Raw genomic sequence first — 22,439 nt, forward strand, 5'->3', positions numbered from 1 at the left:
TTATAATATTTTCTTTTAATTCTTGCAAGTATTTTTTATCATTAAACTTTTCTCAATTAGCAGCTTTGTACATATCTTTCTCTATATAAAAAAATAACTTTTTTATCAATAATTTATTTAAATATATTTTAAATTAAAATCAATATGAAATATTTTATTAACTGAAAAAGTGCAAATAAATAATAAAAAAGCGGGTTTAATTCCGCTTTTTTACATCTCCATTTCATCTTCGTCTTTTTGTTGCTGTTCAAGCCTTTTATTTTCATAATATTGGTCTTTTTCACTGTATAGTAACTCTGTTTTTGCAGAAAGACGAATATTTTTTAATTCAATAAAAACTTCTTCTTCTTGATTTTGTATATTTAAAATTCACTTTTTAAAATTTAATTTATCTATTCTTTTAGTTCTATTAAATTCTGTTTCCATAAATTCAGGATGTGAATATAAAGTTTTTGCTTCAAAATCATTTTTAACTGGATTAAATTTTGTTCTAACTAAAGAAACGTATGGGGGAATTTGTCCCAAATTATGCATTAAATTTTCATAAATTTCATCAATTTGATTTCTTGTGAAATTTTCTGTATCCAAATATAAAACATCATTTGTATTAACTATTTTCTCTAATTCTTTTTCAGGAATTGAAAAAATTTGAGTAGTATCAACATAACTATCTCTACTTAATAAACCTTTTGCTGCTTTATTTATAAAAATTTCTCCATCATATTTATTTCTTAGTTTTCCACCTGCATTATATGCACTTCTAATTTTTAAATAATAATATCTTTGAAAGCGAACATCATAAAGAATAACTAATGGATGGTGTTCAATAGGCTCTTCATAACGATTAAATACAGTTGTATATTTTTGTTTTGTAAAAAATGGTTTCATCTTTTCTAATGGCATATTCTCTCCTCTAAAATTAATAATTAAATTATACCGTAATTAAAAATTAGAAATAAAAAATCAAAGCACATAAGCTTTGGTTTATTTTATTTTTTACATCTCCATTTCATCTTCTTCTTCTCGTTTTATTTGTTTGATTATTTCATTTTCATAATCTTCATCATCATAATATTCTTCAACATAATCATCTTCGATTATTTCATTTTCTTCATTTTTTCAAGTATGTTCATAATCATCTAATTCCGTTTTCACTTCAGCTCCTAGACTTTTTAAATCTGTTATAGTCGTTTCATTTTGGTTTAATTTTTCTAAAATATAATATTCTATTTTTAATTTCTTTTCGTTATCTGTAACGTGTTTTGTAACTTCATTAATATATTTTTTATGGCAATATTTTAAAGTGGGAGTTGGTTTGCTGTTTTGATCTAACTTAACTTCAATTCAAGAAACTAAAGGTTCGTTTTTTCTTAAATTACGCATTAACGATAATGAAATTTCTCTTATCTGATTTTTTGTAAAATGATTTGTAGTTAAAAAAATATTTGAATTTTTATTAACAATTTTTTCTAAATCGTTTTTTTTAATTGAATAAATTTGTGTAGTATCTACATAAGTATCAGTATTTAATAAACCTTTATTAGCTGCTGGAATAAAAATTTCACCTTCGTATTTATTCTTTTTATTTCCATTTTTATCATATGAACTTCTAGTTTTTATATAATGATATTCATTATAATAATCATCATAAAAAATAATAATAGATCTGTGTGATAATTGTTCTAAACTTCTATTAAAAACAACTGATCTATTTTTTGTATAAATTTGTTTGTATTTTGGTAAATTATCGCTCATATTTTCTCCATTAGAAAGTAATAATTAAATTATACTGCATTTAAAAATCGAAATAAAAAATCAAAAAAATTAGTCTTTGATTTATTTTATTTTTTTAGCTTAACTATATCTATTATTATAGATATAAAATAATACCTATTATTGAAATTATAGACACAATTACAAACGGAATTAATCAATATAATCTTTTTTTATTATTTATGTTTTTAATTTAATAAATTTATAAATATTATTTATTGTTTTTTTTAAATGTGATACAAAATAAAATAGAGAATAAAGAATAATATATTTTATTTTTCAAAAATAAAATTATCAATATTAGTTTCATTTTTTGGTTGAATATTTTTATAAATAAATTCCCTTATATTTTCTGGAATATTATATTTTTTCATTAAATGTTCATCAATTTCATTTATTGTTTTATCTCATCATGTCTCCTCAAAATTTTGATATGGAATAGCTTCTCAAGCAGTTCTTGTATGATGGGAATGTTTATTTTTAAATAATAAGGCTCTAAGAAATCTAGTCATTAAATATTTAGCATATTTTTTAGCTTTATCTAAATTATCAAAATCAAAATGCTCTAAAAAAGTTTTTGTTGCTATTTCTTTAGGTTTTGCAATTATTATATTGCTATAAGCCCCACCCAAATATTTTTCAGAAAAATTGCCTCAAGCCTCTGGAACAAAAACTTTGTATTTATTAAAAAAAGTGTTATCAATTTTAAAATTAATTTTATTTGTATATTTAATTTTTTTTGTTCTTTTATAAATTCCATAAACTTTAATATTATTTTGAATTGATGCATTATCAGAAAATTTATTTGTATTATTTAATTCATCAATTTCAAAAGCATTAGTTAAAATATTGTAATTATTTTGATTTTTTATTTTATTTTGAATAGATATAAAACCGACTGAATTTATAACAATAGACGATAATTCTTCAATTTCTTTTTGTTTTAGTATATCGCTTTTTTTAATTGGAAGTAATTTAATTTCTTTTTTATCTTTAGAAAAAATAATTAATTGTTTACCTTTTAAATTATTATCATAATTTTTTATTCACAAAATAAAATTAACTCATTGAGCACCTTTAATTCCTTTAAAAACATTTTCTTTATTATTGATAAAAACTATTTGCTTGTCTTTCTTAATTCTATCATTATTCATTTTTTCTAAATTATTACTGTTTTTAGGTTCTTGTCAACCAGTAGGAAAAATCAATGAAACAATTTTACCTATTTTTATAGACAATAAATAAAAATCAGTATATATTTGTTGCCTTGAGATACTTTGGTAAGGAGGATTACCTACAACAGCATCAAAAATAAAATTTTCATTTATATTTTCTTTTAAGTTAAAATTAGATTTTATTTCATTAAATAATTCCTTATAGTTGTTTTTATACTGATTTTTCATTTCTTCAACAATGTTTTCCTTTACTAAAATATTTGCTTTAACATTTTTATCAAAACCAATTAATGTTCTATTCACAATAGATGCTGTCATTTTTGTTCTACAAATAACAAAAATATTATTTTGGATTATTCTATTTCATAATTTTTTTTCATTTAAATTTGGATTTGCTTTTTTTTGAATATAAAAAATATTAAAAGCTACTCATAAAAGATATAAACCAGATTTTGCATTTATATCCAAAATTTTTGAATCAAGATTAAAAATTTTTTCATTTAAAAACATTTCATCTTTATAACCTTTTTCAAAATAAAAATTTAACTGTTTAGTAAATTCGATTAAATTTTCTTGATTATTTTCTTCATAGAAAACATAACCACCTAGTATTTTCCCTAAATGTTGATTAATTACTAATCATGGTGTTAAAACTGTTTCTTTGTCTGGGTTTTTAAATGTAGAAAATATTTTAATTAATTCGAAAATTCTTTTTATTACATCTAATTTATCTATTTCAACAAGTTTGTTATAAATTTTTTTTGCTGACAACTGAAAAATATCATTTTTAAAATATTCAATAAATTGATTAAACACTTTTTTTGTAACTTTTGGAGGCATAAATTCTTTTCAAGATTCATCATCGCATAACTGAGTAAAATTATCTATTGAAATATTATCTATTTTTTCAAAATCAAATGAATAAATAAAAAGCGGAATTCTTATTGCAATATTTCTCAAAATATCAATAGCATCTTTTTTTTCTTTATTTTTATTTCTTATTTCATTGTTTTTATTGTTATTTTCTTTTTTTTCTAAAAAATTATTCAATACATTAGTTCCATCAGATATTTTTTGATCGTTAATTTCAATATTATTTTTGTTCAAATTTTGATTTGATTTTATAATTTTTTTTAAATATTTAAATTTTTCAAGCTCTTCATCATTAAATGAAAAAGAGTTTTTGTCAAAAAGTTCCATACTATAAAAACCATTTTTTACAACTCTTTCAACGATAATATTTTTTACTTCTTTTATTAAATTTTCAGAATTATATTTAATCATTTTTGAGCCGTTATAATTTATAACTGGACAAAAGTTTAAAAATTCTTGTATTTTTAAATTTTTATTATAAGTATTATTTCTATCAGAACTAAATGCTTCATGTATTACATTCAAAACTCTTGTTGGTGCAAAATCAAAAACATAACATTTTTCTTTAGTTTTACCGCTAATAATAGTTGGATTTTGAACTCTAAAAATAGTTTGTAAATAACTTATTGCGGATGTGTTTGAAGAACCATATAACATTAAAACAGCCGTTCAAGCAGGAATGGTTACCCCAGTTGTTAATTTTCCACATGTTAATGTAATTGTTTTAGTTTGTTCTGGTTTTTTTCCTATTCCTTTTTGGACAAGATCTAATGCATTTTTATTTTCTTCTTCATCATCACCATTGCCCGCTATATTTATAATTTTATATTCTTGAAAATTAGGATGTAATTTTAATAAATTTGATAAAGCTTTCGCCTCTTTCACGCCGGGCAATGCTCATAATGTATGTCTAAAATTTTCTTTATATTTGGAATTCGTAAATGGAAATTAAAAATAGAATTGGGATTTTAGATAGAAAAATGCGGGTAATTTATGAAAATTGTGATGAAAAAAATTGATTTATTTGAACACAAAAGGCTTATCAATCAATTTATGGTTTTGAATTTCAAGGAGATAATTTATTTATTGCAAGAGTAAATTTATTTTTATCATTTAACGATTATTATTTTCAAAAATTTAAAAAATTTCCATCTTTAGGAAAACAGAAAAAAATAGCAAATATAATTTCATGGAATTTTTGACAAATGGATGGTTTGAAATACATAATTCCATTTTCTTGTGATAAAAAAAACAGTCAAATTAGCTTATTTAATGATAAAGATGAATACGAAAAATGTAATGCTTGTGTGAAAAAAAATAATAACAAACATATAGGAATTTATTCAAAAATAAAAAATTGAAATAGCAAAAAAAAATGCGTTTTTGAATTTGTTAAATTAATAAAATAGGAGAAAAAAATGAATAAAAATTTTGATAAAATTAATTTAGATACAACAGCCACTAATATTATTTATGTTATGAGATTTCCGGATTCTGAAAAACATGCAAAACTATTAAAAATTGGAAAAACATCAGCTTATAACATAGCCTTAGATACAAAAAATAATGATGAAATATTAAATAAATTAGCTAAAAAAAGAATAGATGAATATACAAAAACATCTGGTATAAAATATGAAATTTTACATACTGAAATTGCAATAAATTATAAAGATGATAAAGAAATTCATAAGATTTTACAAAATTCCGGAATTAAACAAATAAGATTGGAAAATTCTAGAGAATGATTTGAATGTTCATTTGATCAAGCATTAGAAGCAATAAATGCAGCTAAAAAAGGATATAAAAGTTTTAACAATACAAATTCAATTGAACATAAAAAAATTACTTTAAGATCTGAGCAAAAAGACGCTATAAATAGAGCTAAAAATTATTTTCTAAACAAAAATAAAACAAATTCATATTTTCTTTGAAATGCCAAAATGCGTTTTGGAAAAACAATTTGTACACTTCAATTAATTAAAGAAATAGAAATTTTTAAAAAAGTTTTAATTATTACACATAGACCAGTTTTAAATGAATCATGAGAAAATGAATTTAATCTTGTTTTTGAAAATAAAAATAAGTATGGATTTTTTAATAAAAAAACTTTTTCTAATAAAGCTTGAGAGGAAAAAAATACAAAAATTTATTTTGCTTCTATCCAAGATTTAAGAGGATCTAAATCAGTTGAGGGAAAGCATCAAAAAAATAAGTTTATTTTTGAAGAAAAATGAGATTTTTTAGTTGTAGATGAAGCGCATGAAGGCACTTTAACTGATAAAGGTAAAAAATTAATTAATACATTCCAAGAAAAATCACCTAGCTTAAAAATATTATATTTATCAGGAACGCCTTTTAATTTATTGGAAGTAAATAATTTTAATGATGATCAAATTTTTGCTTGAGATTATGTTTCAGAACAAAAAATGAAAAAAGAATGATATAAAAAGAATTTTGGAGATCATAATCCTTATGAGGAACTTCCATCTATGCAAATATTAACAATCGATCTGTCGGAAGCTTTAAAATTAGAGAATAAGTTTCAAGAAAAAAACGATATTACTTTTAATTTTAAAGAATTTTTTAGAACTTGAACTGGAAACATTGAAAAAGATGGTAATGAAAAAATAAATGAAAATAAAATTGGAACTTTTGTACACGAAAAAGAAATAATAAAATTTTTATATCATATATCTTCGCCTAATGATGTTCATAAATTTCCATTAATGAACCATCTAAAACATTATATCTACTAACGATATATGGAGCTTCTCCGCATGTTATTTCTAATTTTTTAGTTAAAATATAATCAGTTCAAGATTTATTTTGAAAATTAATTTTTTTTGTTGTTGGGACTCAACTTTCTCCTTTTACTCGATTAAAAACGTTTTTGTATCCGAATCATTTTTCATCAAGTTGATTGTTTTGTTCATTACAAACTCAAGGAGGGGTAAAAACTTCAGCTTTAAATTTTTTTCTAAAATTTTTATTTTCAAAATTTTTTAAATATCCTTTTTTTATAAAATTTATATTTTCTTTTTTAAATAAAGATATTTTAATTTCTTCTTTTTCTTTTTTTATTCCATTAGCCCAAATAATATTTGTTTGTTTTGTTTGATCGAGTAATAAAATTTTAATAATATCAATGTCAATATTTTCATCATTTTTTTTCATTTTCAAATTATATTATATTATTTTTTATTTCATTTTACATTTTCACTTTTTATAAAAATTAGTTATAATATTAAAATATGGAATAGTACCCAAGAGGCTGAAGGGGATACGTTGGAAACGTATTAGGAGTAGCAATATTCGCGCAGGTTCAAATCCTGTCTATTCCGCCATTTGATTTTTATCACCATAATCTTTGAAAAAAATTCAAGGATTTTTTTTTATTTTTAATTTAAAAATGTATAATTAAAAATAAAAAAATAAAGAGGTATTTTTAAATGAGTTTAATTGATAAAAGAACTAAAATTGTTGCGACAATTGGACCTTCGACCCAAGATTATAATTTATTAAAAAAAATTATAATAAATGGAGTTAGCGTAATAAGAGCAAATTTTTCACATGGAACATATGAAGAACAAAAAATGAAATTTGATAATGCTAAAAGAGCATCAGAAGAATTAAATGTTCCTATTTCTATAATGCTCGATACAAAAGGACCAGAAATTAGAATTGGTAAAATGGAAAATGGTTCAAGTTTGATCGAAAGTAATACAATTTTAAAAATTTTAACTGATCAAGAATCATATTTAAATTTTCATGGAAATTCACAAGTTGTAACTGTTTCATACGAAATGGAAAAAGACTTAAAAATTGGCGATAAAGTTTTATTTGATGATGGAAAATTATCATCAATAGTTGTTGAAATTGAACCTGGCGCTGTTTATGTTAAAACTGTTAACGCACATATATTAAAATCAAATAAAAGAATTAATTTACCAGGAGTAGAATTTACGCTTCCATTTTTATCAGAAAAAGATGTAAATGATGTTTTATTCGGGATTGAAAATAACGTTAATTACATTGCGGCTTCATTTGTTAATTCAGCTGATAATGTTAATCAATTAAGAGAATTATTAGCGATGAATAATGCATCACATATTCAAATAATTTCAAAAATAGAATCAAATGTAGCAATTAATAAAATTGATGAAATAATCGAAGCATCAGATGGAATAATGATTGCGAGAGGTGATTTAGGATTAGAAATTCCTTATCAAGATGTTCCTTATTATGAAAAACTTATAATAAGAAAATGTAGATTAGTAGGAAAACCAGTTATAGTAGCTACTCAAATGTTAGATTCGATGGAAAATTCTCCACATCCTACAAGAGCAGAAGTTACAGATGTTTATCTAGCTGTTGAATTAGGTTCTGACTCTACTATGCTTTCTGGAGAATCAGCACAAGGGAAATTTCCACTAGAATCTGTTCAAGTTATGTCTACAATTGCTGAAAGAGCAGAAAAAGAATTTCACAATAAATTATTTTACTCTGTACAATTAGCTAATATCGCTAAAATAAATCAAGGAAAAAGAGCAAGAATTGCACATAAAATTGCCCACTTAACAATGAATGATAATTATCGTTTTACTATTGTTTTATCAAGAACTGGAAAATTATTAAAAAAAGTTGCTATGTTTAGGCCTGATACTGCAATTATTGGAATTTTAAATGATGAAAAATTAATAGGTGCATTTGGAATAACTTCTTCTGTTTTTGTTTCAAAAAATTCAATTGAATTATTTTCAAAAATAAAAAGCAATCCACATTTTTCAAAACAAGCACTTGTACCTTTCGGGGCTAAGCCAGGTGATAAATTTTTAATTGTTGAAAATGAAAAAATAATTAAAGGTGTTTATTAAAATTTAAATAAAAAAATCATTTTAGAGCTAAAAAGCTTATAAAATGATTTTTTTTTATTTTTTATTTTTTAAAACTGTATCAATTGCATTTTCTCATTTGTTTATAAATGTTTCAACTGAAAAATGTTTTTTAGCAAATTCATATGCATTTTTACACATTTCTAAATATTTTTCATCATCCATTTTTAAAAAATTATTTATTAATTCAGTAGCTTGTTCAATAGTAGCATCTTTAGGAATTAAAAGTCCATTTTTACCATTATCTACATAAAATTTTGCTGCTAAATAAGTGTCTCTAGTTATTATCGGAACTCCATTAGCTAAACTTTCTATAGCGACAAAACAAGCCCCTTCTTCATTAGAAGTTATAAAGTTAAATTTATAATTATTAATAATTTTTGGTAAATTTTCTATTTTATATGAAGGCATTAATTTTATATTTTTTATATTTGAAATCAAATTCGAAGCAGGGCCATTACCATAAACAAAAATATCATCATTTATATATGAGCTAATTTCTTTTAATCATTTGATTCCTTTTTGAGGATCGATAATTCTACCACGTCAAATAATATTTTTTCTTTTTAAAATTTCATTTTCACTCGAAAAATTAAAATTTTGAAAATAAGGCAAAAAAATCTGGAATTCGTTTTTATTTTTTAAATTAAATTCTTTAGCATCTTCTTTAGAGTAAAAAACAAAATTTTTATAATAACTAATTTTTTCTATTTTGAATAATTTTGCAAAAAAATAAATTAACTTATTAATTATTTTTATTCTTGTTAATTCCGTTTTATAACCATATGGTGAAGAATGTTGAACAAAAAATGTTTTATTTCTTTCTTTTGTTAATCTATAAAATACAGTATTATCAATTATGATGTCAAAATTATATTTTTTATCATAAAATTTTGTTGATTTTTTACATTTAAAAAAAATTTGAAGACCTATTAAAATAGATTTGAAAAAGTTTTTTCCATTGAAGATACATTGACTATTACAAATGAAATCTTGATTGCGTTTATTTTGTATTGGTAATAAAATGCTATTACCTTCTTCTTTTCTTACAATTAATTTAGAATCCTTATTCTTTTTTTCATCTTCTAGTTCATGAAATATTTCGTAAATTTCATATTTATCTTTTGGTAAATATTTTGTTAATAAATATTGATAAGTTTCAATTCCACCAATATATTTTTGATTATGATATGAAACAATTAAAATTCTAATTTTTTGCATTAAATAATTATATAGCAAATAAAAAAATAAAAATTATGTTTTTTAATTAAATTTTTAAAAATTAAATAATGAAATTTTTTTTAAACTTTGAAACAAAAAAAAAAAAAAAAGGAAATAATTTTTAATTGAAAAATAACAACCATTTAATCTTTTTAAAATTTTTTTAGAAGATTAACTTCTAAATTATTTTTAAAAAAATTTTAAGGAGAAAAATGGAAAATTTAAGTGCAAAAAATGCATTTACATGGTTGGACTGAGTAGTTATGATTTTCTATATGTTAGGTGTTTTAGCTGTTCCTGCTTTTTTCTTTTGACAAAGTAGGAAAGATAAAAAATTTAACTCTTCAAAATATTTAACAGCAAAAAATATGAAAGTTCCGGCTATTGTAGTTGCTTTAAGTATTTGAGCAACTGCTTTAAGTAGTTTAACATTTTTAGGAACACCTGGACTTGCTTTTAAAACAGGATGAATGTGAGTTGCTGGGCAACTTACAATTTTAGCTATAACCCCTTATTTAGTTAAAATTATTGTTCCTTTTTATCGTAGAATAAAAGGTAGTACATCATATTTTTATTTACAACAAAGATTTAATTATTCTTTAAGAATAATCGGATCATTATCATTTATATTATTTCATATTTTTAGAATCGGGATTGTTATTTACATTCCGACATTAACTATTTCACTTTTTGTAGATATAAATATTTATCTATTATTATTTATAATTTCCTTTATTGTAATAGTTGGAACATTTTTAGGTGGTTTTAAAGGAGTATTATATACTGATGCTATTCAAGGTTTTGTTTTAATGTTAGGAATAATATTAATTATAATTTTTGGATTAGCTAAAACAGATTTTAATTCATCTACATTTAAATATCACACTTTATTTACTAAAGATCAATGAAAAATATCTGCTGCACAAGGTGGTATATTCTTTATTTTTGTATCTGGTTATATATCAACTATGTTTTCATATACAGCTTCCCAAGATATTGTACAAAGATATAAAACAGGAAAAACAATTGCAACAACATATAAATCTATTTATATTAATATTATTTTAGTTGCCATAACAATTTTACTTTTCTATGGAGCTGGAAGTGTTTTATACTCTTACTATTCATCACAAGGAGTAGATGTTGATCGTAAAGACGCTATTGATACAATTGTAGGTGTTGAAAAAGCTGCTAATAATTTATTGTTATCAAATTATATTATTAAAGTTTTACCAATGGGTATATCAGGGCTAGTTGTAGCAGCTATATTTGCAGCTAGTCAATCAACTGTTTCATCTTCGCTAAATTCTTTAGTTACAACATTTATTGATGACATTTTAGTTGTTTTTATAAAAATTAAAGAAAAAACTAAATTAATGCTCTCTTATATTCTTACAACAGCATTCGGAGTTTTAGGATTTCTAGTTACAATTTTAATCGCTGCTACAAAGCAACAAAATTTAATTGAATACTTTTTAGGAATAGTAGGACTTTTAGGAGCTCCTTTAGCTGGTATTTTCTTTTTAGCAATTATTACTAAAAGAACAAATTGAATCGGAGCTTTAACTGGTGTTATAACATCATTTATTGTAACATTACCAATTTGAATACTTGCTACTATAACTAAAACTTTTGAATTTCAAACTGGAGTTTATTTAACTATTATTAGTTTTACAATTGTTATTTTAATAAGTTATTTAGTATCAATAATTACTAATCATTTTTTCAAAATTAAACAAAATAATTTAACAAATTTAACTATTTGAACAAAAAGTGCAGAATTTAAAAAATTAATTAAATTAGAAAAAAAATTACTAAAAATTTCTAAGATAAATCAAGATGAAATTGATTATCAAAATATTTTAAATGAAATTGAAAAATTAGAAAAAATTGTTGAAGCTCAAAATTAATTTTGATAAAAAAAATAAAACCGGGTAATTGTTTACCTGGTTTTTTAATTTATTTTTTGAATGATAATTTAATTTTAAATTCTACTATAATTTGTTTAAAATTTCAAAAATATCATAAAGTTCATTGTTACCACTTATTAATTTTTCATCGATTTTAGGATTGCTACTTGCGCCTTCTACTTTTATCTTTTCTTTTTTAGACTCAATTTTACAAATAATTAATGAGATATCAGATTCATTTTTTAATAATGATTTTGATGAATTATTATTATAATTTTCAATATATTTTTTATATGCTTTTAAAATATTTTCTGTTTTTTTAGGATTTATATCTTTTTTGCCTTTTACCTCAAAATAAAGATAATGCTTTTTTTTATATAAAATTATAAAATCAGGATAAGAATTAAAGATTTTTCCTTCTAATAAGTATTCAAAACTTAAACCTTTATGGGGTAAATTTTTACTTCAGATAAAAAAATCTTTTTTTTCCAATGGAAAATTTTCTAATTCTGAAATAAAAATATTTTCATTTTCAGAAGTATAACTTAATTCTATTTTATTGTAAGTCTTAACAGCATCTATCATTGCTTTATAAGCATAATCATTAGCATAAACTTTTTGAGTTTTTTCTTTTAATAATACCTCTTCATAATTTTCGGGTAAAAAATTTGTTTTTTCTATTTCATATAATTCAGTTTTATTTTCAATATTTTTTAAAAAGGCATTATAAATATCTTCGAAGTTGGAAATATATTCTTTAAATATTGTATAAAGAAATAAATTAAAATTTTTAAATTCATTATTTTGTTTAAAAAATCAATTTTTAATATTCTCTACAATAAAAGAAGAAAAAATATTTTTATGTTTATTTAAAAACTTGATAACAAATAATTTTAAATCAATTTCATTATAAATTTTTGAAATAATATATTTAACAAATTCATTATTTTCTGATTTAATCATTTTATATTCATTAATTAAATATTTGTTATTATCATTTAAATTTTGATTAATTTTTTTATCTTTATTAAATTCGAGATTTTTATTTAAATTATTATCATTATCATTATTTGAATTTTGATAAAGATTGAAAAATTTTTTAATTTTTTGAAATATTTCAATCGCATTATCATTTAAAAAAATTTCAAATTTTTCTCATAATTTAAAATAATTAATAACTATTTTTTCTTTTTTATTTTTTATTAGCATTTCGCCACTAAAAAATTTTTCTTTTCTTAATTCTTTTTTAAGATTAAAAATAGTTTTATCTTTTATGTCTAATTTATTATCTGAATAAACAAAATATTTTAATCCTATAGAATTTTTTGAATAATTAGCTGTTGGATTTGGGTTTCTTTTTATCCTTCCCAAAGTTTGAATATTTAAAGTTTCAGAACAAACATTTCTCAATCTAATAAGCATACAAGCTCTTGGAATATTTCACCCAACACCTGGACCTACTTTGAAAATTATTGCATTAATATCTGAATTATTTTTGGATATTTCTTCAAGATTTAAATTTATTCTTGAATTAGAATCTATTTTTTGATCTGAAAAATATTTTGCTCATGTCAAATTATTTTGTTCTAAAATTTTTATTATTTTTTCAATATTTTCATCAAATTCTTCGCTATTATTTTTTGTTTTATCAGAAACTTGAATAAGCATTGCAGGTTGGATATTTTTTAATTCTTTTTCTAAAAAATATTGTTTTTTTACTTCATTAAATTCTTTACACGCAATGTTCAATAATTGAAATGAATCAATTTCACTTTTATTTGAAATTTTGATGTTTTTATTAAAAACTTCTTCATTTTTAATTAATTTTATATTATCGTTTTGTAAATCTTGTTCAGTGATTTTAATTAATTTTTCATTGCCTTTTGGAGTTGCTGTCATTTTTATAATAAAATCAGCATTTTCCAACATTAAATTTTCAAATGTTTTTTCATATGAATCTAATTTTATTGTGCCTCCATAGTGAGCTTCATCTCTAATATAAACTAATTTTAAATCTTCATTTTTTAATTGAAACACAAAATCTTCAATAATTTGTCTTTCTGTAAAAATTCTATCCTTTCCAAAAGAAGATTTACCAAAAATATAAACTTGATTTTTTTTGCATAAAATGAAAAATCTTTATCTTTGGGTAATTTATCCTTAGATTTAGTAGGCGATTCTTTAAGTATTATTTCAAATTTATTATTTAAATATTTTAAATAATCATCTAAATTATTTTTCATCTGTTTAGGCAAATCAGCAGATGATAATGTAGCAATAATAAAAACTAAATTATCATTATAATTTTCTGATATTAATTTATCTATAAAATTAGCCATCATAAAGGTTTTTCCGCTACCTGTTGGAGCTTGAAATTGGATTATTTTTTCTTCTTGATAATTTTTTACAATTTTTTCTACAGCTTGTAATTGTATATTTGATAATTGCATTTTATTTTCTAAGTGCCATTAATTTTTTCAAAGTTAATAAAATTTCAGTTTCGTTATAAAGCTGTAAATTTTTAATGCCGAAATTTTCAAGCATTAATTTAAATTTTTTAATAATATTTTCAATTGTGTCTTCATTTTCATTAATTGAAATATTAAAATATTCAATATTATAGACATCTAAATAAGTATTCAAAAAAGGTTTATTTTTTTCTATTCATTGAAAATTAGTTTTTTGATCAGTGCCTACACCTTTAATTATTTTATATAATCTTTCATATGTGATATCATAAGCTATATTATTTTCATTATTAGTTACTAAGGTAAATGTTCTATTTCCGCCATCTTCTCTATTTAGTTCTAAAATCGCATGTCCAGTTGTCCCAGAACCAACAAAAAAGTCTAAAATTTTTGCATTTTTATTAGGATGTAAATTTATTAAATATTTTATTAGTGTTGTATTTTTTGAGTATGGAAAAATTAAATTTAATTTTTTTAAATCTTTCGATCCTTTTGATGATGAAATATTCAATATATCATTTTCAAAATTTAAATTATTAATTTGATTAAAAATTAAATTATTAATATCTTCGCTTATAATGGATTTATAAGTGTTTAATTTTTCATTTTTTTCTTTTCTTTCGTAAACTTTATATAAATTTTTGATAAATTTTACACTTAATAAATTTATCTTTTTTTCCATAGTTTCTTTACTAAGTCTTCATCTCCCTAATTTACCATTAAACAAACTAGGTCTTATTATTTGATAATTTTTTTTCAGTAATTCATGATTATCTTTATAAATTTCCATACCTGAAAATTCATTAACTTGTTTCGGATCATAATCTAATAAAATTTTTATATCGTTAGTTTCAGGATTGAAATATATTGATTGACCCATATTTTTTCTTTTATACAAATAGCCATCAATACCTTTTTGTTCTAATGATTGATTTGAAATAGAATTAATGTTATAAAAAGTTTTGTTAATTTTAAATTTTTGAATATTTTTTGCATAAGTTAAAATATATTCATGATTTGATTCAAAAAATTTAGCATCATTTTGTGCATTTAATTTATTTCATATAATGTTTGCAATAAAATTTTCTTCACCAAAAATTTCATCCATTAAAATTCTTAAATAAGCTTGTTCATTATCATCAATTGAAATAAAAATAATTCCATCTTCAGTTAAAAGATCTCTAGCTATGAAAGTCTTTCATTCATCATATTTAGTCAACCATTTCTTGAAAAACGATCACGATATGAAAATGTACTTGCTGATATATTTTCTTTATCATTAGCAAGTGAATTGCCTTCTTCTTTAGTTTTTTCAGTATTATATGGAGGATCTATATAAATTATATTATATTTTGCATCCTCTCTCTCTCTCTCTCTCTCTCTTGGAGCACTAAAAGATTTTTTAATGCATCATAATTTTCACCAATTATTAATTGATTTTTATTATTAGTTAAAAAATTATCATTGATTGATAATTTTTCATCTTTCACTAAAAGTGAAATAATACTATTTTCACTTTCTGGCGCAGCATCAAATCTAAAACCTAATTTAATTCTTTGAATTAAAAGCTTATAAATTTGTTCTAATAAAAATTCATCACCTTCAAATTTTTTCAAAATGTTTTTTATAAGCGCCTCTTGATCATCATTTATATATTTGATACCGTTTTTATTTTTTAATTCTTCTAATTTTTCAAAGTAATTTTTTAAATTTTTCATATTTCCTCCATCTTAAAATATAATAATTAAATAATACTACAACCTGAATATTTAAATAAGTAATTAATTAAATTAAGTTATTTTTTGTTAGATAAAAAAAATAATTAAGTTTTAAAAACTGAATTTCAATATTTTTTACAGTATTTAATTTAATTTTTAATAAAAAAAATACCACTTTTAAATAAAAGTGATACTTCAAATAATTTTGTTTTTTAATTATTTTTTTCTAATGCTTTCTAGCATTTTAGCATCAAATACTTTATAAAATTCACTAATCAATTTTATACAATTTTTAATATCATTTAATGATGCTACACCAATTGGTGAATGTAAATATCTTTGAGGAATAGAAATAGAAATAGTAGGAACACCTCTTTTACCATATTGCAATTCAGCAGCATCAGTTCCACCACCTTGCGCAACATATTTATAGATAGGAACATCATGCTTTTTAGCTAAATCAAAAAATATTTTAACTAATTCAGTGTTGATAATTGTTTCAAAATCCATCATTGTTATTGCTACACCTTTACCAACAGCAGGAATTCCTTTCATTGCGTTAAGTGTATCATGTGATGCACCTGTATCAATTACAATAGCTACATCAGCATTAATTCAATTAGCTATAACTTTCGCTCCTCTTGTCCCCACTTCTTCTTGTGTTGTTCCAACAAAGTAAGGAATATTTGGTAATTGTTCATTTTTTAATGAATTTACCACAAAATCCAAAACAGTAACTCCTGCTCTATTATCCATAGCTTTTCCCGCGACTAAATCAGGATTAAATAATCTCATAGTTTCACCATGAACATAAATTCTATCCCCAGGTTCGATCCCTTGGCTTTGAGCTTGTTTTTTGTTTTTAAAACCAAAATCAACATACATATCTTTAATTGTTGGAGCTTTTAGTCTTTTTTCAGCTTCTAAAATATGAATAGAAGTATGGCCAAAAATTCCATAAAATTCTTTATTAGTTGAAGAAATTAATTTAGCTTTTGTTCCGATAAATACAAGAGGTCAAACTCCTCCAACTGCAGATACTAAAATTTGCCCATTATCATTAATATCTAAAACTCTAAAACCTACTTCATCAACATGAGCAGCTAATAAAATTTTAGGTCCTTTATTATGATTTTTTTTAGTTATGATTAGTGAATTTAGCCCATCTCTAGCAAATTCTACATTAGCATCTTTAGTATTTTTTTTAATAGCTTGAATTACATCTTCTTCAAAACCTGAAATACCATGGATTTCCATATATTCTTTAAGTCTTTTAAAAATTGCATTTTTATTTACCATTTTTTCTCCTTAATTTTAAATTTAATAAAAAAAATAAAACTTAAAAAGCTTTATTTTTTGTTTCTTATTTCTTTTAATCTAGCAGATTTACCTTTTCTATCTCTCATGTAGTATAATCTCGCTCTTCTTATTTTGTTTGAACGAACAACTTCAATTTTGTCAATTAATGGAGAGTGAAGAGGAAATGTTCTTTCAACACCAACATTATAAGAAATCTTTCTAACAGTAAACATCTCTCTTAATCCTGTACTGTTTTTAACAATAACAAGACCTTCAAAAACTTGAATTCTTTCTTTATTATTTTCTTTAATTTTAACGTGAACTCTAACATTATCACCTACTCTAAAGTTAGGTAAATTAGTTTTTAGTTGTTTTTCTTCAACAAGAGAAATTAATTTATTTTGCATTTTCTATCCTTTCTAATAGATCAGGTCTATTTTTTTTAGTTTTTTCTAATTGTTTTTCTTTTTTTCAGTTTTCAATATTTTTATGATTACCACTAAATAAAACTTCTGGAACTAATCAATTGTTATAGTTTCTCGGTCTTGTATATTGAGGAAAATCTAACAAATTTTGTTCAAATGATTCATTTTCATGTGATTCTTTTTTTATTACACCATCAATTAACCTAATAATTGAATCAGCAATTACCATAGATGGTAATTCACCTCCAGTTAAAACAAAATCACCTATTGATATTTCTTCATCAACTAAATAATCAATAATTCTCTCGTCAAAACCTTCATATCTTCCAGCAATAAAAGTAATTTCTTTCTCTTTTGAAAATTTTTTAGCCATATTTTGATTAAAAACTTTACCTTGAGGACTTAAAGCAATTTTTACTCCACCAACTGTTTTTAAAGCTAAATGAATTGGTTCTACTTGCAAAAGCATTCCATGACCGCCACCAAATATTTCATCATCTACTTTTTTATGCTTACTTTGTGAAAAATCTCTAATATCAATAATATTAATTTCTATTATTTTTTTTTCAATTGCTTTTGCGATAATTGATTCAGATTTAAAAGCTTCGAAATATTTAGGGAAAAGTGTTAAAAAATTTATTTTCATAAAAATATTTTTTCTTAGTTTTTTAGATAAATATTATTATTTTTGTTCAGCGAATGTTTTAAAAATTGCTTCTTTTTTAAGTAAATTTCTTACTACTTGAGTTGGAACAGCGCCTTGATTTAATCATTTTAAAACTAAATCTTTTTGAATTTTTAATTCTTTTGAATGTGGATTATAATGTCCTAAAATTTCAATAAATCTTCCATCTCTAGGAGCTCTAGCATCAGCAGCAACTATTTTATAAAAAGCGTTAAATTTATTTCCTAAACGTTTTAATCTTAGTTTTACCATATTTTTACCTTTCTTTTGATTTTATTTAATTTATAAATTTAAATTAAAAAAATAATAATAAAAATATTTTACATTAAAATAAAAAAAAATCAAGCATTTTTGCTTTACTAAATTAAAAAACAAAAAACTTGATTTTCAGATAATAAATTTTGAAAAATTAATAATATATTGTATAATAGAAAAGAATTACTTGTGTAGAGGTGTAGTTCAATGGTAGAACAACGGGCTTCAACCCCGTGTGTTATGGGTTCGAGTCCTGTCACCTCTGCCATTTTTTTTATTACTTTTCGAAAATAGTTATTAATAAATCTAAAATAAAAATGCAAGTAATTTTAAAATTATTTTGAAAAAAATCTATATCTTTAAAATTATTCTCATTTATATTGAAAAAGTTAATTATTTCAGAATTAGTATTAGTTTGAAAACCATTTTTACTTAAAATAATGCTTTTAATTTTTAAATGTTCTAATGAATTTAAAAATTCATTGTGAGAATTTTCAGGATCAATATCTATAAAAAGTAATAATTCATCATTATATTCATAATTATTTAACAAAAAATCATAACTATCAAAATAAACGATTTTTTTATTTCTTTTTTCAAAATATGTTTCAAAATCTTTAAATGAAAAATTAAAGTTTTTAGCTTTATAAATATAAATTTTAGAAGTCATTTTTAAAAATTTATAACTTTTTTCTAAAAAATTATTAGAAATATTTTTAAATATTTCATCTATGATCAAATTATATCTAGAATGTAAATAAAATGTAGGATTAAAAAAAGCGTCATTAATTTTTTTAGGCTCATTTTTTATTTGATTTAAAACATAATTTTTTAATTCTTTTAAATTAGCATAACCAATTTTTTTGGCATATTTGGATACTATTGATGATGAAGCTAAAATTGAATGATTTAATATTTCTTTTGCAGTTAATTTTACAAATAATTCAGGATTTTCTTCGATTCATTCTTCTAAAATTTGTTCGCTATGTGTTAATTTTGCATATAAATTTAAATGTTTAATTTTCATATTCCTCATTTTCAAGTTTTTTAGTAATTATTTTACTTATCATATTAGCGCATTCTAATCTATTTAAATGTGTTTTTACATTTTCAAAAATAAGAAGTTTATCTAAGATAATTTTATTTATTTCTACATTCTTTTTTTGGATTAAATTTTCATAATTGATTATTATATTTTTTATTTCATCAATATTTTTATCTTTTATTAAATCTAAAAATATATCGCTAGAAGCTAAAAATACAGCACATCCTATTGCTTCAAATTCTGCTTTTTCAACTTTTTTATTATTTGGGTTTATTTCTAAATTTAATCATATTTCATCAACGCAATTATTACTATGTAGATAAAGACTATTTTGTTTATCAATATTATTAATTTTATTACGTGGATTTAAATAATGATCCATAATGATTTTTCTTTTGTCGTCATTAGAGAAATTCAAAAAAATTACCTCCTTCTTTTAATGCTTTTATTAGAGTATCTATATCTTTTTTATTGTTATAAAAAGCAATAGATACTCTTACATAATTTTGTTCATTTTTTATAAATGGGATAAGCTTAGAACAAAAAGTCCCACTTCTTACATAAATATCTTTATGTCCTAAATAAGAAGCAATATCTTGAGCGGAACTATTTTTCATCGTAAATAATGTAATTAAATCACCTCTATTAGAATGAATTATCAAATCATCAATTTTCAGTAACTTATCATATAAATATTCAGCAACTTTTGTTGCTTTTTCTTTTATTTTTTTTAATGTTATTTCCTTTAATAAATCAAGTGAATATTCAAATTGTCAAATAGCTGCTAAATTTAATGTACCTGGTTCATATTGTTCAATACTATTTTTTTTATTTCATAAATTATTATTAAGATCAACAATTTTTTCAACCGAACCACCACCAAAAATATTAGGTTTTAATTTTTTTAAAAGATTTTTTTTAATAATTAAAAACCCTAAACCTGTTGGCCCGTACATTTTATTAGCGCTAAAAGCTATAACATCACATAATTTTAAAGATACTTTTTCACTAGAAATAGCTTGAGCAGCATCATTTACTAAAATAGCATTAAATTGTTTTGCTTTTTTATATAAAAATTTTAAATCAATTTTTTTATTAAAATTATTTGTTACTTGACTATAACAAATAATTTTTGTTTTTTCATTAATATCTTCAATTATTGTTTCTGAATAAATTATTTTAGCTTTTTTCTTTTTTGCAATTTCAATTCAAGGAATAATATTGGAGCTATGATTATAGTATGAAATAATAATTTCATCATTTTCTTCAATAAAAGGTTCGATCATTTGTGAAAAATTATTTAATGCTTGTGTAGTTCCTGAATTGAATATAACTTCATCGCTAGAACTATCGACTAGATCTGCAATTTTTTGTCTTACATCGTTAATTTTTTTTGCAATTCTAAGCCCTAATCTAGAATCGATAGTTCTATTGCTAATTGAAAAGTTTTCGTAAAATTCAACCCCCGCTTTTATAACTGAAGAAGGTTTTTGCATTAAAGCGGCATTATCTAAATAAGTTATTTTTTTTAACATTGGAAATAAATTTCGATAATTTTTATCCATTTTCAAACCTTTCAAATAATGATAAATATTCTTGATTTTTTGATTTATTGCCTAAAATTGGAGATTTTGTTAAGTTCATTAATTTAAAATTATAGTTTAAAGCAAAATTTTTAATTTTGTCAATTAAAAATGAATGATATTTTTCATCAACAAACCCACCCTTATCAACATATTTTGAAGAAGCTTCAAATTGTGGTTTAATCAATAAAAATATTTTTGTTTTTAAATTAGTTATATTACCAAGAACTTTAAATACTTCTTTTAAACTAATAAATGATACATCACAAACAACTATATCCATTATTTCATTAAACATTTCAAAGGTAATATTTTTTAAATTTGTTTTCTCCATTACAACAATTTTGTTGTTTATTCTTAGGGAATAATCTAACTGATTCGTTCCAGAATCTAAGGCATAAATTTTTTTAGCACCATATTCAAGAGCAACTTGACTAAAACCACCTGTTGAAGAACCTATATCTAAAACTATTTTATTTTCAAAATTTAAACCAAATTTTTTTATTGCTTCTAAAAGTTTAAAAGCACCTCGTGAAACTCACTTTTTTTTATCATAATTTACACTTATAACGCTATTGATATTTACTTTAGAATGAGGAAGTACATTAACTTCATTATCTACTTTCACTTTCCCTATTCTAATCAGTATTTCAGCGTTTTCATAACCTTTTTCAACAACTAAATCTAGTAATTTTTTTTCATTTAATAAAAAATTCCTAATATTTTTTGAATAAAAAAATTAAAATTTGAAGTTTGCTCAATTAAAACAATTGATAATTTATTAAAATGTTCTCTTGCTTTTTGTTCATATAAAAAATATTTACTTTTTGTTGAAGCGCTAAATGATTTTATTTTAAAAAAAATAAAATTTGATAATTCTATTTTAAGAATTTCGATCGCTTTTTTTTGAATTGATAATTCTTTTGAAAAAATTAACTCGCCTATAAACTCAAAAGTTTCTTCATTTAATTTAAAACAAAGAGAATGTTCAATTTTTTTTATATTATCTAAGGTTAAATTTAAATTAAATAAATTTTTAAATTTAAGACTAATAAAATGAACTTTTTTATTCACTAAAATAAATTTATATTTAATTCATGAATTTTGTTTTTTT

Annotated in this window: 22 protein-coding genes and 2 tRNA genes; 6 read left to right on the plus strand and 18 right to left on the minus strand. The window is 21.9% G+C overall.

The annotated features are described in order from the left end of the window. Positions 1-210 precede the first annotated feature (210 nt). The 3 genes from T403_RS0100615 to T403_RS0100625 all read right to left on the minus strand — a co-directional run bounded on the left by T403_RS0100615 (position 211) and on the right by T403_RS0100625 (position 4,706). The gene (locus tag T403_RS0100615; protein WP_033160892.1) at positions 211-903 is read right to left on the minus strand and encodes an Mbov_0400 family ICE element protein; all 693 of its coding nucleotides are present in this window, start codon (positions 901-903) and stop codon (positions 211-213) included. A 93-nt stretch (positions 904-996) separates the two neighbouring features. Further along, positions 997-1,755 carry an Mbov_0400 family ICE element protein gene (locus tag T403_RS0100620; protein ID WP_033160893.1) on the minus strand — a complete coding sequence of 253 codons (759 nt, stop codon included), beginning with the start codon at positions 1,753-1,755 and terminating at the stop codon, positions 997-999. A gap of 290 nt (positions 1,756-2,045) precedes the next feature. Continuing rightward, positions 2,046-4,706 (minus strand): Eco57I restriction-modification methylase domain-containing protein, encoded by a 2,661-nt coding sequence (locus T403_RS0100625; protein ID WP_051619017.1) that lies wholly within the window; start codon positions 4,704-4,706, stop codon positions 2,046-2,048. 56 nt (positions 4,707-4,762) lie between these two features. Here T403_RS0100625 and T403_RS0100630 point away from each other — a divergent pair, with 56 nt between their 5' ends. Together T403_RS0100630 and T403_RS0100635 are read left to right on the plus strand one after the other, a co-directional pair. Continuing rightward, positions 4,763-5,230, plus strand: coding sequence for a hypothetical protein (locus tag T403_RS0100630; RefSeq protein WP_033160894.1), 468 nt, complete (start codon positions 4,763-4,765; stop codon positions 5,228-5,230). A gap of 9 nt (positions 5,231-5,239) precedes the next feature. Next, on the plus strand, positions 5,240-6,580 hold the full coding sequence (locus tag T403_RS0100635; protein ID WP_051619018.1) for a DEAD/DEAH box helicase family protein: 1,341 nt from the start codon (positions 5,240-5,242) through the stop codon (positions 6,578-6,580). Here the strand turns inward: T403_RS0100635 and T403_RS0100640 are convergent. Further along, the gene (locus tag T403_RS0100640; protein ID WP_051619019.1) at positions 6,525-6,998 is read right to left on the minus strand and encodes a hypothetical protein; all 474 of its coding nucleotides are present in this window, start codon (positions 6,996-6,998) and stop codon (positions 6,525-6,527) included. The two genes, T403_RS0100635 and T403_RS0100640, sit on opposite strands and share 56 nt — an antisense overlap. Before the next feature lie 79 nt (positions 6,999-7,077). Between T403_RS0100640 and T403_RS0100645 the strand changes: the two genes are divergently transcribed. Both T403_RS0100645 and pyk read left to right on the plus strand, forming a co-directional pair. Continuing rightward, positions 7,078-7,168 (plus strand) — tRNA-Ser (locus T403_RS0100645). Between the two features lie 105 nt (positions 7,169-7,273). Next, positions 7,274-8,698 carry a pyruvate kinase gene (gene pyk / locus T403_RS0100650; RefSeq protein WP_033160895.1) on the plus strand — a complete coding sequence of 475 codons (1,425 nt, stop codon included), beginning with the start codon at positions 7,274-7,276 and terminating at the stop codon, positions 8,696-8,698. 54 nt (positions 8,699-8,752) lie between these two features. Here pyk and T403_RS0100655 read toward each other — a convergent pair whose 3' ends face one another. Further along, positions 8,753-9,937: a glycosyltransferase family 4 protein gene (locus tag T403_RS0100655; RefSeq protein WP_033160896.1), complete on the minus strand. Its 1,185-nt coding sequence runs from the start codon at positions 9,935-9,937 to the stop codon at positions 8,753-8,755. Positions 9,938-10,149: 212 nt separating this feature from the next. Here T403_RS0100655 and T403_RS04590 point away from each other — a divergent pair, with 212 nt between their 5' ends. Next, a complete protein-coding gene (locus T403_RS04590; RefSeq protein ID WP_033160897.1) occupies positions 10,150-11,847 on the plus strand; it encodes a sodium:solute symporter family transporter in 1,698 nt (565 codons plus the stop codon). A gap of 84 nt (positions 11,848-11,931) precedes the next feature. Here T403_RS04590 and T403_RS04120 read toward each other — a convergent pair whose 3' ends face one another. The 8 genes from T403_RS04120 to rpsP all read right to left on the minus strand — a co-directional run bounded on the left by T403_RS04120 (position 11,932) and on the right by rpsP (position 18,694). Beyond that, positions 11,932-13,884 (minus strand): DEAD/DEAH box helicase, encoded by a 1,953-nt coding sequence (locus tag T403_RS04120; RefSeq protein WP_051619020.1) that lies wholly within the window; start codon positions 13,882-13,884, stop codon positions 11,932-11,934. After that, complete coding sequence (locus T403_RS04205; protein WP_051619021.1) at positions 13,872-14,297, minus strand: DEAD/DEAH box helicase family protein; 426 nt, start codon at positions 14,295-14,297, stop codon at positions 13,872-13,874. The genes T403_RS04120 and T403_RS04205 overlap by 13 nt, the downstream gene beginning before the upstream one ends. Before the next feature lies 1 nt (position 14,298). Further along, positions 14,299-15,534 carry a DNA methyltransferase gene (locus T403_RS04125; protein WP_051619022.1) on the minus strand — a complete coding sequence of 412 codons (1,236 nt, stop codon included), beginning with the start codon at positions 15,532-15,534 and terminating at the stop codon, positions 14,299-14,301. A gap of 121 nt (positions 15,535-15,655) precedes the next feature. Further along, positions 15,656-16,033 carry a hypothetical protein gene (locus tag T403_RS0100675; RefSeq protein ID WP_033160898.1) on the minus strand — a complete coding sequence of 126 codons (378 nt, stop codon included), beginning with the start codon at positions 16,031-16,033 and terminating at the stop codon, positions 15,656-15,658. 216 nt (positions 16,034-16,249) lie between these two features. After that, positions 16,250-17,332, minus strand: a complete 1,083-nt coding sequence (locus tag T403_RS0100680) for a M42 family metallopeptidase (protein ID WP_033160899.1) — start codon at positions 17,330-17,332, stop codon at positions 16,250-16,252. Positions 17,333-17,382: 50 nt separating this feature from the next. Beyond that, positions 17,383-17,739 carry a 50S ribosomal protein L19 gene (rplS, locus tag T403_RS0100685; RefSeq protein ID WP_033160900.1) on the minus strand — a complete coding sequence of 119 codons (357 nt, stop codon included), beginning with the start codon at positions 17,737-17,739 and terminating at the stop codon, positions 17,383-17,385. Further along, entirely contained in the window at positions 17,729-18,403 is a 675-nt protein-coding gene (trmD, locus tag T403_RS0100690; RefSeq protein WP_033160901.1) for a tRNA (guanosine(37)-N1)-methyltransferase TrmD, read from the minus strand. The genes rplS and trmD overlap by 11 nt, the downstream gene beginning before the upstream one ends. 36 nt (positions 18,404-18,439) lie before the next feature. Then, positions 18,440-18,694 (minus strand): 30S ribosomal protein S16, encoded by a 255-nt coding sequence (gene rpsP, locus T403_RS0100695; RefSeq protein ID WP_033160902.1) that lies wholly within the window; start codon positions 18,692-18,694, stop codon positions 18,440-18,442. A 196-nt stretch (positions 18,695-18,890) separates the two neighbouring features. Here rpsP and T403_RS0100700 point away from each other — a divergent pair. Further along, positions 18,891-18,965 (plus strand) — tRNA-Trp (locus T403_RS0100700). Positions 18,966-18,974: 9 nt separating this feature from the next. Here T403_RS0100700 and T403_RS0100705 read toward each other — a convergent pair. The 5 genes from T403_RS0100705 to T403_RS0100725 are packed head-to-tail and all read right to left on the minus strand — an operon-like array spanning position 18,975 to position 22,399. After that, on the minus strand, positions 18,975-19,724 hold the full coding sequence (locus T403_RS0100705; protein WP_033160903.1) for a MurR/RpiR family transcriptional regulator: 750 nt from the start codon (positions 19,722-19,724) through the stop codon (positions 18,975-18,977). Continuing rightward, on the minus strand, positions 19,714-20,160 hold the full coding sequence (locus tag T403_RS0100710; RefSeq protein ID WP_033160904.1) for an iron-sulfur cluster assembly scaffold protein: 447 nt from the start codon (positions 20,158-20,160) through the stop codon (positions 19,714-19,716). Before T403_RS0100710 ends, T403_RS0100705 begins: the two co-directional genes overlap by 11 nt. Beyond that, entirely contained in the window at positions 20,147-21,307 is a 1,161-nt protein-coding gene (locus T403_RS0100715; protein ID WP_033160905.1) for an aminotransferase class V-fold PLP-dependent enzyme, read from the minus strand. Before T403_RS0100715 ends, T403_RS0100710 begins: the two co-directional genes overlap by 14 nt. Beyond that, the gene (locus tag T403_RS0100720; RefSeq protein ID WP_033160906.1) at positions 21,300-22,031 is read right to left on the minus strand and encodes a TlyA family RNA methyltransferase; all 732 of its coding nucleotides are present in this window, start codon (positions 22,029-22,031) and stop codon (positions 21,300-21,302) included. Before T403_RS0100720 ends, T403_RS0100715 begins: the two co-directional genes overlap by 8 nt. Further along, on the minus strand, positions 22,028-22,399 hold the full coding sequence (locus tag T403_RS0100725) for a hypothetical protein (protein ID WP_033160907.1): 372 nt from the start codon (positions 22,397-22,399) through the stop codon (positions 22,028-22,030). The genes T403_RS0100720 and T403_RS0100725 overlap by 4 nt, the downstream gene beginning before the upstream one ends. Between the last annotated feature and the right edge of the window lie 40 nt (positions 22,400-22,439).

Origin of the sequence: Mycoplasma collis ATCC 35278, from assembly GCF_000701825.1 — a bacterium.
Lineage (GTDB): Bacteria > Bacillota_I > Bacilli_A > Mycoplasmatales > Metamycoplasmataceae > Mesomycoplasma_A > Mesomycoplasma_A collis.